Genomic DNA, 12,207 nt, shown 5'->3' on the forward strand with positions numbered 1-12,207 from the left:
TTCTTGCCACGGTTGATCGGAGCGTTCCGCCCGGTGCGGGCCGAATGTAAGGATTCACCGTGTTACCGCGCGGGTGTGAAAACCAGGAACGAACCCCGAGCCGTACATGAATCCCCGCTCGAGATTGTGATTTCGACTCGCTGTCGCCGATCGGTCGCTGTCGGTGACGGGCTCGGTGGATATCGAGGTCTCGGGGGAGGAAGAAACCCCGCCCAGGGGAGGACTTCGGTCGAGCCGGAGCTCTACACGATCGTGGGAGACGAGTAAAGCGCACGAATTACAGTGTGATTCCAGGGTTTACCCGAGGGAAGGAAACCAGGACTTCCGAAAGTGAAACTCCCCGAGGCGGCATACCCCGGGGAGTGAGTTCCGTGGTGGGCGATGCTGGGTTCGAACCAGCGACCTCTTCGGTGTGAACGAAGCGCTCTCCCGCTGAGCTAATCGCCCGTCGTCGCCGTCCTCTGTCAACGACACCGAGAAGCTTACACGATCCTTTTCAGGCGTCGAACAGGGGGGAGGCCAACCAGCTCCATTCCAGACCGAGAGCGTTTGCGACCAGCTCAAAGGCGCCGATGAGCCAGAGGGTGGCCACCACGACGAGTCCGGTGGCGGTCATCACCGCCAGGCGTGTGACGGGGTGCTGGCGGGACAGCCAACCGATCCAGCGCTGGTAGTGGTGTTTGGCGAACATGTTCACGTGATGAGCCCAGGCGAACTCCGTGGCGAGCAGGCCGAGGCCCGCGAACACGCACAGCCACCCGGGTCCCGGGTAAGGGATCATCACGATTCCCAACAGCAGGACGATCCCGCCGACCAGGCCGAGAGTGAAGCGGTACAGGGTGTTCAGTGCCGGCTTGGCGCGTATCCGTTCCCTGCGCGAGCGGAGTCGCTCTCGCAGGCGGTGCACGCGGGCCCGCCAGTCCGAGAGGTGTGCGTGCTGCGGCTCGTTCTCCCGCTGCTGTGAACCGGGCTCTGCTGTCTTGCTCAGAACACACCTGCCAGCTGACTGATCCTACTCCTTCGGGGGGCCTCGCCCGCTAGTGTCCCAGCCTACGTGGCGCGGGGGCGTCTGTAGAGTGGCTCGTGCGGCGCATATTTCCGTTCGTGGCCCCCGGTCGCGTGCGCGGCGGTATCGCGATCGTGTATATCACAATGTGACCCCGGTCTCGCTTTTGGGCGTCGGGTTCAGGCGTGAGAACCCTTCCCGGGAGTATTTGATATTAGCCCGTTTTGGTGAATATTTGTGGTGTGCCTCTCCCTCGGCTCTTGTGCGAAACGGCTCGTCGTATAACTATCGACTATCCTGAAATCAGCGTCCCGCGGTGGTCGAAGCGTCGGTCGGGAGTTGGAGCGTTGTGGTGGCCGTCTGGGGGCGTTGACTACGGGTTCGTGCACGAGCTCCACCGTGGGTGGTGCGAGTGGGCTGTGCGAAAGGTCCGGAAGCACTATTACGGGTTACCGCGGAACCGGCCGGGTTTTCGATCGTGGGATCGGTGCCCGCTGGTTTTCTCCGGCGTGGCGGGGGTGAGGCTCGGTTGGTGAATCGTGGAATTTCTCGCCCTTCGGAGTCGTTGACTACGCTGCGGAGTTCGGTGGTAGCTCAGCGAATTAATTTTACCCCGTACGGGTGATCTATTCGTCGGTTGCGAGCGAACGGACCCGGATAACCGTCACAACTGTGTTGCTCGGTCGATTTCGCGACGGCCGGGAGGGAGTTAGGAAGGCGAGGACGATGCGTAACGATCATGTGACCCTTCGCTCGACAGCGGTGTTCGATCTGCTGGCTCCGCAGACGCCCGCCGTGCCCGTTCAGGTGGAGCTGCGTTACGACACCCGCGACCCCTACGCCGTTGTCGCGGCGTTCCGTACCGGTCGTTCAGGCTGGGTCGAGTGGGTGTTCGCCCGTGATCTGCTGGCCGACGGGCTGATCGCGCACGCGGGCGAGGGCGACGTGGCGATCAGGCCCGCCGCCGACGATCCGGAGGTCGTGGTGATCGAGTTGAGCTCCCCCTCGGGGCACGCCGTCTTCGAGGCCTCGGCCCAGGAACTCGCGGACTTCCTGGACCGCACCTACGACGTCGTGGTGCCCGGCAACGAGAGCCTCTGGGTCAGCATCGACGAAGCGCTGACGAGGCTGCTTCCGCACGACCTGTCGTGATCGTGTTGGGGGGGTCCGGTGTCGCGGCGGCAGGCTCTACGGTGGTGGCGGGCTCCGGCCCGCTGCAGTGCTCGTGTCTCGGATGGGACCCCCCGGTTTGATCGCCGTTCACGGCGTGGTCTAGAGTTTTGTCCGAACACGGCGGAGGCGCCGAGCGGAGAACTTCGGTGACGTCGTGGGATGCGGATGTAGCGCAGCGGTAGCGCATCACCTTGCCAAGGTGAGGGTCGCGGGTTCGAATCCCGTCATCCGCTCGGTGGCCGCCCGGCTCGTCTGACCGACGTTGTCGGCCGGTGGTTTCGGCGGAGTGGCCGAGTGGCTTAGGCAAGGGCCTGCAAAGCCCTGTACGCGGGTTCGATTCCCGCCTCCGCCTCGCGCGATTAGCTCAGCGGGAGAGCGCTACCTTGACACGGTAGAGGTCACTGGTTCGATCCCAGTATCGCGCACCGAATGAGCGATCCGGCTTTCGCCGGTTGTCCGGACAGCGGCTCAGGAGCCTCTACCGCTCTGCTCGCGCGTGGTTTTTTCCGTGCTTCTCCCGGGCGGGGAGATCCCGGCGGCCCGAGTCGATGGCCGGGATCCCCTCACCGCTGGTTCCGCGCGGTTCGGGTCGTTTTTCCCGCTGGTCTCACCAGGGCATCTGGCTGCCGTCCCAGGAGTGGAACAGGCCGGTCGGTTCGTCGTCGGCCAGCATGGCCAGCCGGATCGCTGCCTCGGCGGCCTCCGCCGGATCCCCGCCGCTCCTGGCGGCGCGCCCGTTGAGATCCGTTTCCCGCAGCCCGGGGGCCAACGAGTTCACTCTGAATCCTTCCTCCGCGAGTTCGTGGGAGTAGAACACCGTCAGCGCGTTCAGCGCCGTTTCAGAGGAACGGTAGGCCGCGTCCGTCCCCGTGGTGGAAAACCACTGGTTCGGCCCCGGTGCTCAGGTCGAGCGAGGCGGTGCCGCTGGACACGTTCACGATCCTGGGACGGTGGGAACGGCGCAGCGCGGGCACGAAGGCGTTCGTGACGGCCACCACCCCGAACAGGTTCGTCTCGTAGGTCCGCCGGAAGCTGTCGCGATCGGTCTCCGTCACCGGCACCTCGTCGGCGCTGATGCCCCGCGTTGTTCACCAGGATGTCCAGCTCGTCGAGTTCCCGCGCGGCGCGTGCGATACTCGTGTCGTCGGTGACGTCGATCGGCGGCACCGCGACGTCACCACCGATCTCCTCGGCGGCCGCGAGTCCCCGTGCGGGGTCTCGCGAACCGAGGTGGACCCGTCCCCAGCCGTGACCAAGAGGCGCGCGATCTCCTTGCCGATGCCCTTGTTGGCACCGGCCACCAGTGCAGTGGAATCGTTCATGGCATCGAGCGTGCGGCTCGGCGCGGCCGAACGCGTTCACCTGTTCCGGACGGCCGGGGTGAGTCCGGAGCCCCCGCTTCGTCCTCCCCACCGGGTTGGTCAGCGGGTGGAACGAATGCCGCGCCGGATGCCGGACGTGGCGGCGGTGGTGACCGACGCTCATTACGATGTCGTCGCGTTCACCCCGCTCGCGGACGTACTACTCGGTGACCTCCGGCGGGAGCCGAACCCGATCCGCAGGCACTTCCCGGGTGGCGAGATCCGGGAAACCTCCGGCGGGGAGGAGTTCGCGTGGATCGCGGTGTCGCGGCTGCGCGGTTCCCTCGCGCGTTACCCGTTGGACGAGTCACTCGACGCGCTGGTGTCGGAGCTGCGAACCGAGAGCCGGGAGTTCGAACGGGCGTGGCACACGGCCCTGGTGCGCGTGCCGAGTCACCGCCGGAGGACGATCACTCATCCGCGAGCGGGCCCGTTGCGGCTCAACTGTGACGTGATGCCGCTGCCCGAGGACGACCAGCAGCTGGTGTTCGTGACCGCGGACCGGGGCAGCTTCGAGGAACGAGCACTGCACCGGCTGCGAGAGTAACGCGTACCGAAGCCGTTCCGCGCACGAACTCCGCCCGCCCGTCCCCCGATCGGCGGTGACAGCGGGACGAGCGGGCGGAAGCGCGTACTCAGCGCGTCAGCAGTGAGCGCAGGAAGAACCCGATGTTGGCCGGTCGCTCGGCCAGCCTGCGCATGAAGTAGCCGTACCACTGTTCGCCGTAGGGCACATAGACGCGCACGTTGTGCCCCCCGGCGGCGATGCGGCGCTGTTCGGCGGGCCGGATGCCGTAGAGCATCTGGAACTCGTAGCTGTCGGCGCTCCGACCGGCACGGCCGGCCAGCTCGGTGGCGATGGCGATCATGCGGGGGTCGTGGGTGGCGATCATCGGGTACCCCTCGCCGGTCATCAGCGCCCGCATGCAGCGCACGTAGGACCGGTCCACCTCCTGTTTGTCCTGGAAGGCGACCGAGGACGGCTCGGAGTAGGCGCCCTTGCACAGCCGGACCCTGGATCCCGCCGTGGCCAGCTCCCGACAGTCCTCCTCGGTGCGGTGCAGGTAGGCCTGCAGCACCGCTCCCACCCACGGAAAGTCCACGCGCAGGTCGGACAGGGTCCGCAGCGTCATGTCCGTGGTCGTGTGGTCCTCCATGTCCAGGGTGACCGTGGTCCCCACGGCGGCCGCGGACTCGCAGATCCTGCGGGCGTTGTCCAGCGCGATCTTCTCCCCGTCCGGGGAGAGCTGCTGCCCCACGGCCGAGAGCTTCACCGACACCTCGGCACGCCCGGCCAGACCGGCGGCGTGCAGTTCGGAGAGCAGTCCCTGGTACGCCCGTACGGTGTCCTCGGCCTGCTGGGCGTCGGTGGTGTCCTCACCCAGGTGATCCAGGGTGACGTGCAGGCCCTCCTCGGCCAGGCGGCTGGTGACACCGATCGCCTGGTCGGACTCGGACCCGGCCACGAACCGGTCCACCACCGTCCGGGTCAGCGGATTGGCCTCCACGAGCCGGCGCATCGCACCGGACCGGGCCGCGGCCAGCATCACACTGCGCAGCATGTCTCATCTCCTCGCGGATCGTGCCGGGCTCACTGATGCTTTCCTGTCGTGTTGTCGAGGAACGCGGGGCTTCTCGGTTCCGAAGCACGGGAGCCACGGCACCAGCCGATCGCCCGCGGGGACTCTCGCGCCGCGCTCTCGCGAGGAAGGCCCGACGTTGTGTAGTACCTACCCGATGTCGGGCCCCGACGGCGCGAGGGTCGGCGGGAGGTTCCCGCTGACCGAGCGGTCCGACAATCCGACCGGAAAACTTCAATCAGTCCTGGTGCGGGTAGGTGTGGTTCGTGGGCGCGTCGAACGTCTCCTTGACGGCGCGGGGGTTGACCCAGCGCTGCAGGTTGAACATCGAGCCCGCCTTGTCGTTGGTGCCGGAGGCGCGTCCGCCGCCGAACGGCTGCCTTCCCACGATCGAACCGGTGGGCTTGTCGTTGACGTAGAAGTTGCCCGCCGCGTGGCGCAGCTGCTCGTGGGCCCGTTCGATCGCGCCGCGCTCGGTCGCGAACACCGCTCCGGTCAGGGCGTAGGGACTCGTCTCGTCGACGGTGCGCAGGATCCGCTCGTAGTCGTTGTCCTCGTAGACGTGCACCGCCATGATCGGCCCGAAGTACTCGGTGGTGAACGCCTCGTCGTAGGGATCGGTCCCCACCATGACGGTCGGCTGCACGAAGTAGCCCACCGAGTCGTCGTACTCGCCGCCCACCAGGATCTCCAGCGAGGGCTCCTCGGCCACCCGGTCGATCGCGGCCTTGTGCTTGGCGAAGGCGCGGTGGTCGATGACCGCCGCACCGAAGTGCGAGAAGTCGGTCGGGTCACCGTAGGTGACGCGCCGGGTGGCCTCGATCAGGTTCTCCCGCAGCCCGGACTCCCAGAGCGAGCGTGGCACGTAGGCGCGCGAGGCCGCCGAGCACTTCTGCCCCTGGTACTCGAAGGCGCCGCGTACCAGGGCGGTGACCACCTTGTCCGAGTCCGCCGAGGGGTGCGCGACCACGAAGTCCTTGCCGCCGGTCTCACCGACGATGCGCGGGTAGCTCCGGTAGTTGTCCAGGTTCTCGCCGATGGTCTTCCAGAGCTTCTTGAACGTGGCGGTGGAGCCGGTGAAGTGCAGTCCCGCCAGGTCCGGATCGGTCAGCGCGACCTCGCCGACCGCCTGTCCGTCGCCGGTGACCATGTTGATCACTCCCGGCGGCAGTCCGGCCGCCTCCAGCATGCGCATCGTGTAGTGCGCCGCGAACTGCTGGGTGGGGGTGGGCTTCCAGACCACCGTGTTGCCCATCAGCGCGGGTGCTGTCGGGAGGTTGGCCGCGATGGCGGAGAAGTTGAAGGGCGTGATCGCCGTGACGAACCCGTCCAGCGGCCGGTACTCCATCCGGTTCCACTCGCCGGGCACCGAGTTGGGCTGCTCGGCGAGGATGCGGCGCGCGAAGTGCACGTTGAACCGCAGGAAGTCGGCCATCTCGCAGACCGCCTCGATCTCGGCCTGGTGCACCGACTTGGACTGCCCCAGCATGGTCGCGCCGTTGATGGTGTCGCGCCACGGGCCGGAGAGCAGATCCGCGGCGCGCAGCATCACGGCGGCGCGTTCGTCGAACGGCATGGCGGCCCAGCCCGCCGCGGCGTCCTTGGCGGCCTGCACCGCCTCGGCGACGTCGGCGTTGGTCGCTTGCGCGCAGACGCCCAGAACGCGGGAATGATTGTGCGGTTGGACAACGTTGAACCGTTCTCCGCTCGCCATGCGCTGCTTGCCGGCGATGGTCATGGTCAGCTCGATCGGCTCGGCCTGCAGTTCGGCGAGGCGCCGCTGCAACGACTCCCGCTCGGCGCTCCCCCTGGCGTAGGACTTCACCGGCTCATTGGCCGGCACCGGGACCGAAGTGATGGCATCCATGGTCTTACGCCTCCTCGCGCGACGTCGGTGTCGGGTGCGGGCCGGACCTTGGCTCACCGGCCTTCCCTCCTGTCGAGGATAGAAGTTCGGCCGCCCCTCCGGCTTGTACGAGCGGCTATCGTTGTCGGTGATGGATTGGACGATCGAACAACTGGCTGCCGAGGAGCGGTATCCGGCCGCCACGGGTGGGGAAGAGGTAAGACCGCGTACCTCGGGGGTGGCGTTGCGCCAGCTGCTGATCGCGGTGGGAGAGCCGTTGGTCGACGTGCTGGCCGCTCCGGGCGGGTTCGACGTCGGTGTTCACGACGTGGTCATCGTCGATCCGGAGGAGCCCCCGGGGACGGGGACCGGGGATCTCGTGCTGGTGATCGGTTCCCGGGGACGTTCGGCGATCCCGCTGGTGCGGCGGGTGGCCCGTTCCGGTGCGGCGGCGGTGGCGGTCAAGGTGGACGCCGATCAGGACGCGCGAGCGCTGCGGGACGCCGCCATCGACGGCGGGATCGCGCTGCTCGGGGTGAGTCCCGAGGTGCGCTGGGAGCAGCTGGAGTCGTTCGCCCGCTCGGCCGTGGACAACGCCAGGCTGACCGGCGAGACCGAGGTGGGGGAGGCGCTGGGGGACCTGTTCTCGCTGGCGCAGACCGTGGCGGCCATGACCGAGGGGATCGTCAGCATCGAGGACACCGCCAACCGGGTGCTCGCCTACTCGCGTTCCGACGACGAGGTGGACGAGCTGCGCAGGCTGTCCATCCTGGGCAGGCGGGGGCCGGAGCCCTATCTGGTCATGCTGCGGGAGTGGGGGATCTACCAGCGGCTGCGCTCCGGTGAGGAGGTCGTCCGCATCGAGCCCCGGCCCGACCTGGGAATCCGGCGGCGGATGGCGGTCGGTATCCACGCCGGGACGCAGCCGCTGGGCACCATATGGGTGCAGGAGGGGGCGAGACCGCTCAGCCTGAGCAGCGACCGCGCGCTGATCGGAGCGGCACGGGTCGCGGCCCTGCAGCTGATCCGGCAGCGCAGCGAGTCGACGATGGCGCCCAGGTTCCGGGAGAACCTGCTGACGGGGTTGTTGGAGAGCCGCATAGACGGCGACTCCGCCGCGGCGAACATCGGTGCCGATCCCCGGAAACCGGCCGTGGTCGTGGTGCTGACCCTGCGTCCGAGGGAGCACACCGAGGTGTCCAACCGCTCCGAGATCGAGCTGGAACGCGCCGAGATGACCAGCCTGATCTCGGTGCACGCCGCTTCGTACCGCCGCAGCGCGTTGGTCACCACGATCGGTTCCCGGGTCTACGTGCTGCTGCCGGACCTGCCGGACCGCAACGCCGACGCGGCGGTGTCCGGACTCGCCCAGGAGATCGTCACGGCGGCACGGGGCCAGCTTCGCTCCGGTGTCCAGGCGGGGATCGGCTCGGTGGTCGCCACGCTGGACGAGGTCCCGGTGTCCCGGATCGAGGCGGATCGCATTCTCGACGCGCTCGGACACGACGTCAGCGCCGAGGTCGCCACCATCGACGACGTCCGCTCTCGCGTGCTGCTCAGTGAGGTGCTGACGATGCTGCGGGACAACGAACGGGTGCGTGACCCCAGGCTGGCGACGCTGCGCGAGCACGACGCCGACAACGGCACCGAGTTCACCCGCTCGTTGCTGTGTTACCTGGAGTTCTTCGGCGATGTCCGGGGGGCGAGCCTGGCGCTGCACGTCCATCCCAACACGCTGCGCCACCGTGTCCGGCGGGCCGCCGAGATCGGCGGTCTCGATCTGGACGACTCGGCCGAACGGCTCAGCGTTCAGCTGCAACTGCTGCTGCTCAGACGCACCGAGGGTGTCGGGCGCGGCTGATCCGGTGGGTGCTTTCCGTCCGAGGCCGTCCGAAGTGCTGCCACGAGGGTGGTGGGGCGTCCGGGAGTCGTCGGGCGTAAACGGCGCGAGACCCCCGTGACGCTCTCGCCGCTCGGTCGTTGAGTCACACGTCCGAGTTGTTACCGCCAACGTCCGGTAAGGGGTCACTTCGGTCTTCGGGTGCTTGTCGTCCCGCTGCGTCGTGCTGTTCCCGCGCTGTGACGGGAACGCCGGTCGGCCGCGGGGCCGGGCGGAACACTGGTTTTCCCGCCCCGTGAACATCTCGGAGTTCCGAGGTGGCGGCCCGGCGGGCGGGGAGTGAGAGATCGATGACTGGTTACCGCACGGTGGTCGTCGGGACCGACGGATCGTCCCCCTCGATGGGTGCTGTCCGCCGGGCCGGGCAGTTGGCGGGTGACGCCGCCGACCTGGTGATCGTCTGCGCGTATTATCCCAACAGCAGACGCGAGGTGGAACAGGCGTTGGACGAGATGGGGCAGGAGGCCTTCCAGGTGGTCGGTTCCGCGCCCGCCGAGGACAGCCTGCGGGATGCCACCGATCAAGCCCGTTCCGCCGGAGCGCGCAGTATCGATACCGTGCCCGTGCTGGGTCCGCCGATCGACTCGCTGATCGAGGCGGCCGAGCGGCGCTCGGCCGATCTGCTCGTGGTCGGCAGCCGTGGCCTGAACACGTTGAAGGGGCGGATCCTGGGCTCGGTTCCCTCGGAGGTATCCCGACGTTCGGAGTGTGATGTGCTCGTCGTTCGAACCACACGATGATTTCGTGGCACCGGACAACCCGGTGGAGCGGGCGCTGCTCGGTGGTGATCCCCGCTACCGCAAGGCCGACGTGGCTCGGCTCGCCGGCGTCGAGCTCTCCAGGGCCGAGCGGCTCTGGCAGGCCATGGGATTCGCGCACGTGGCCGCCGACGCGGTGGTGTTCACCGACTACGACGTGGAGGCCATGCGGACGGTGGACCAGCTCGTCTCGGCCGAGGTGATACCTCCGGAGCTGGAGACAGCGGTCGCGCGTTCGCTGGCGCAGACGATGTCGCGGTTGGCCGAGTGGCAGATGGGGATCTTCCGGGCCGTGCTCGGCGACACCTTCGCCGCCGACGTCGAGACCACCGCCGAGGTCGCCGAGGCGATCCTGCCGGTGATGGAGAACCTGCAGGGTTACGTCTGGCGCAGGCACCTCTCGGCCATCGCCGCGCGGGAGCTCGACGAGGCCGACACCGGCCCGGAGGAGCCCAACGTGGTGGTGGGGTTCGCCGACATCGTGGGCTACACCAGGCTGGTGCGCGACTACAGCGAGCGCGAGCTGGCACGGTTGATCGACGATTTCGAGGACCTGGTCACCCGGGTCATCGCCGAGAACCACGGCCGGATCGTCAAGACAGTCGGGGACGAGGTGCTGTTCGTGGCGGACACGGTCCGTGACGGCGCCGAGATAGCCCTCTCACTCAACGAGAAAGTCGCCGAGGAGCCGCGCCTGCCACCGCTGCGGATCGGGTTGGCGCACGGCAGGGTGCTGGCCCGGTTCGGCGACGTGTACGGTTCCACCGTCAACATCGCCAGCAGGCTCACCACGCTGGCCAGGCCCGCGTCGGTGCTCGTGGACCGGGAGTGCGCGGACGAGCTGCGTGATCAGGATCGTTTCTCCCTGACTCCCCTCGGGCCGAACAAGGTTTCCGGTTTCCGCGGACTACGCGCCTGGGCGCTGCGCCGCGCCGGATGAGGACTGTCGGGCCGACGGGAAGCGGCGGAGACTCCCCGGCGGTCCCGGACGCGCAACCCCGGTCGGGCGCGACGATGCCCAAAACGGGATGCCTTCACCGCCGTCGCGGCTTAGAGTCGTAGATCATGGAGAGCGTTCCACCCGCGCCGCCCGGTGATGTCGAGCACTCCGACGAGGTCGCCGCGCTGGCAGCTCGCTACCGCCGGATTCCCGCTTCCGAACGAGTTCGGCTGGCCAAGTCCACGTCCAACCTGTTCCGTTTCCGCTCGCCGGTCAGCGGCGGTGGGCTCGACGTCACCGGGCTCGACAGGGTGCTGCGGGTGGACCCGGATCGGCGGGTCGCCGACGTGCAGGGGATGACCACTTTCGAGGACCTTGTGGCGGCGACCCTGCCGTACGGCCTGATGCCGCTGGTCGTGCCGCAGCTGAAGACGATCAGCCTCGGTGGCGCGGTGGCGGGGCTGGGCATCGAGTCCTCCTCGTTCCGCAACGGACTGCCGCACGAGTCCGTGCTCGAGATGGAGATCCTCACCGGTGACGGCAGGGTCGTGCTGGCACGTCCCGACAACGAGCACGCCGAACTGTTCCGTGGTTTCCCGAACTCCTACGGGTCGCTGGGTTACGCGCTGCGGCTGCTGATCGAGCTCCAACCGGTGCGGGACCACGTACGGCTGCGGCACGTGCGGTTCGGGTCCGCGGCGGAGTGCGCCGAGGCCATCGGGCGGATCAGCGGCTCCGGAACCTGGGAGGACCGACGGGTGGACTTCCTGGACGGAACCGTGTTCGGCCCGGACGAGCTGTACCTGACGTTGGGAACCTTCACCTCGCGGGCCCCTTACGACAGCGACTACACCGGTAACAGGATCTACTACCGGTCCATCCGCGAGCGGGAGGTGGACCACCTGCGGGTGCGCGACTACCTGTGGCGCTGGGACACCGACTGGTTCTGGTGCTCCCACGCGTTCGGCGCGCAGCACCCGGCGATCCGCCCGTTCTGGCCCCGTCGGTGGTTGCGCTCGGACGTCTACCGCAGGTTGGTGGCGCTGGACCAGCGGTACCGCCTCTCCGACCGTCTCAACCGGCTGCGCGGGCGCCCGAGTCGTGAACCGGTGATCCAGGACGTGGAGATCCCGCTCGACCGGCTGGCCGAGTTCCTGGAGTTCTTCCACGCCGAGATCGGTATCAGCCCCGTCTGGCTCTGCCCGGTGCGACTGCGCGACGGGGAGGGCTGGCCGCTCTACCCCATGGACCCGGCGACGCTGTACGTCAACGTCGGCTTCTGGGCCACGGTGCCCCTGCGGGAGGGGCAGGCCGACGGTACGCACAACCGCGCCATCGAGGCCAAGGTCAGCGAGCTCGACGGGCACAAGTCCCTGTACTCGACCGCCTACTACGGGCCGGAGGAGTTCTGGCGCCGCTACGACGGTGCCACCTACCAGCGGCTGAAACGGCGCTACGACGAGTCGGGCAGGCTCCCCGGCCTCTACGACAAGTGCGTGCTGGGTACCTGAGCGAGGAGTCGCGCCCACTCTTCCCGTTCGCCACCGGTCCGGCCCCGGAAGCGGCACGCCCGGTCGCGGACACGACGGAAAGGCCGGGGCGAGCGGCTTCGGTCCCGTCCACGATGTTCCCGTAATCGCAGA

At 68.1% G+C, this 12,207-nt stretch carries 9 protein-coding genes, 4 tRNA genes and 1 pseudogene; 9 read left to right on the plus strand and 5 right to left on the minus strand.

Annotated features, from left to right (window positions below):
• Positions 1 to 372: 372 nt before the first annotated feature.
• A tRNA-Val gene (locus tag BLQ75_RS09780) sits at positions 373 to 447 on the minus strand.
• A gap of 49 nt (positions 448 to 496) precedes the next feature.
• Positions 497 to 907: a TIGR02611 family protein gene (locus tag BLQ75_RS09785; RefSeq protein ID WP_092600828.1), complete on the minus strand. Its 411-nt coding sequence runs from the start codon at positions 905 to 907 to the stop codon at positions 497 to 499.
• Positions 908 to 1,732: 825 nt separating this feature from the next.
• On the opposite strand from BLQ75_RS09785, the gene BLQ75_RS09790 reads away from it, so the two are divergent.
• From BLQ75_RS09790 to BLQ75_RS09805, 4 genes are all read left to right on the plus strand, one after another.
• Positions 1,733 to 2,158 carry an SsgA family sporulation/cell division regulator gene (locus BLQ75_RS09790; RefSeq protein ID WP_043574427.1) on the plus strand — a complete coding sequence of 142 codons (426 nt, stop codon included), beginning with the start codon at positions 1,733 to 1,735 and terminating at the stop codon, positions 2,156 to 2,158.
• 182 nt (positions 2,159 to 2,340) lie between these two features.
• A tRNA-Gly gene (locus tag BLQ75_RS09795) sits at positions 2,341 to 2,412 on the plus strand.
• A gap of 47 nt (positions 2,413 to 2,459) precedes the next feature.
• Positions 2,460 to 2,531, plus strand: a tRNA-Cys gene (locus BLQ75_RS09800).
• 1 nt (position 2,532) lies between these two features.
• Positions 2,533 to 2,604 (plus strand) — tRNA-Val (locus tag BLQ75_RS09805).
• A gap of 182 nt (positions 2,605 to 2,786) precedes the next feature.
• Here BLQ75_RS09805 and BLQ75_RS24695 read toward each other — a convergent pair.
• Positions 2,787 to 3,501: pseudogene (locus BLQ75_RS24695) on the minus strand (SDR family NAD(P)-dependent oxidoreductase).
• On the opposite strand from BLQ75_RS24695, the gene BLQ75_RS09815 reads away from it, so the two are divergent.
• Entirely contained in the window at positions 3,500 to 4,087 is a 588-nt protein-coding gene (locus BLQ75_RS09815) for an MmyB family transcriptional regulator (protein ID WP_139182946.1), read from the plus strand. The pseudogene BLQ75_RS24695 and the gene BLQ75_RS09815 overlap by 2 nt on opposite strands.
• 88 nt (positions 4,088 to 4,175) lie before the next feature.
• Here BLQ75_RS09815 and BLQ75_RS09820 read toward each other — a convergent pair whose 3' ends face one another.
• Entirely contained in the window at positions 4,176 to 5,102 is a 927-nt protein-coding gene (locus tag BLQ75_RS09820; RefSeq protein WP_092600832.1) for a proline dehydrogenase family protein, read from the minus strand.
• A gap of 256 nt (positions 5,103 to 5,358) precedes the next feature.
• Positions 5,359 to 6,987 carry an L-glutamate gamma-semialdehyde dehydrogenase gene (gene pruA, locus BLQ75_RS09825; RefSeq protein WP_092600834.1) on the minus strand — a complete coding sequence of 543 codons (1,629 nt, stop codon included), beginning with the start codon at positions 6,985 to 6,987 and terminating at the stop codon, positions 5,359 to 5,361.
• A gap of 217 nt (positions 6,988 to 7,204) precedes the next feature.
• Here pruA and BLQ75_RS09830 point away from each other — a divergent pair, with 217 nt between their 5' ends.
• The 4 genes from BLQ75_RS09830 to BLQ75_RS09845 all read left to right on the plus strand — a co-directional run bounded on the left by BLQ75_RS09830 (position 7,205) and on the right by BLQ75_RS09845 (position 12,075).
• Positions 7,205 to 8,827 carry a PucR family transcriptional regulator gene (locus BLQ75_RS09830; RefSeq protein WP_211481295.1) on the plus strand — a complete coding sequence of 541 codons (1,623 nt, stop codon included), beginning with the start codon at positions 7,205 to 7,207 and terminating at the stop codon, positions 8,825 to 8,827.
• Positions 8,828 to 9,156: 329 nt separating this feature from the next.
• Positions 9,157 to 9,606: a universal stress protein gene (locus BLQ75_RS09835; protein WP_092600836.1), complete on the plus strand. Its 450-nt coding sequence runs from the start codon at positions 9,157 to 9,159 to the stop codon at positions 9,604 to 9,606.
• Between the two features lie 4 nt (positions 9,607 to 9,610).
• Complete coding sequence (locus BLQ75_RS09840; RefSeq protein WP_244515380.1) at positions 9,611 to 10,564, plus strand: adenylate/guanylate cyclase domain-containing protein; 954 nt, start codon at positions 9,611 to 9,613, stop codon at positions 10,562 to 10,564.
• A gap of 125 nt (positions 10,565 to 10,689) precedes the next feature.
• The gene (locus tag BLQ75_RS09845; protein WP_092600840.1) at positions 10,690 to 12,075 is read left to right on the plus strand and encodes an FAD-binding oxidoreductase; all 1,386 of its coding nucleotides are present in this window, start codon (positions 10,690 to 10,692) and stop codon (positions 12,073 to 12,075) included.
• Positions 12,076 to 12,207: the final 132 nt, after the last annotated feature.

The organism is Actinopolyspora xinjiangensis, from assembly GCF_900104475.1.
GTDB classification, from domain to species: Bacteria; Actinomycetota; Actinomycetes; order Mycobacteriales; family Pseudonocardiaceae; genus Actinopolyspora; species Actinopolyspora xinjiangensis.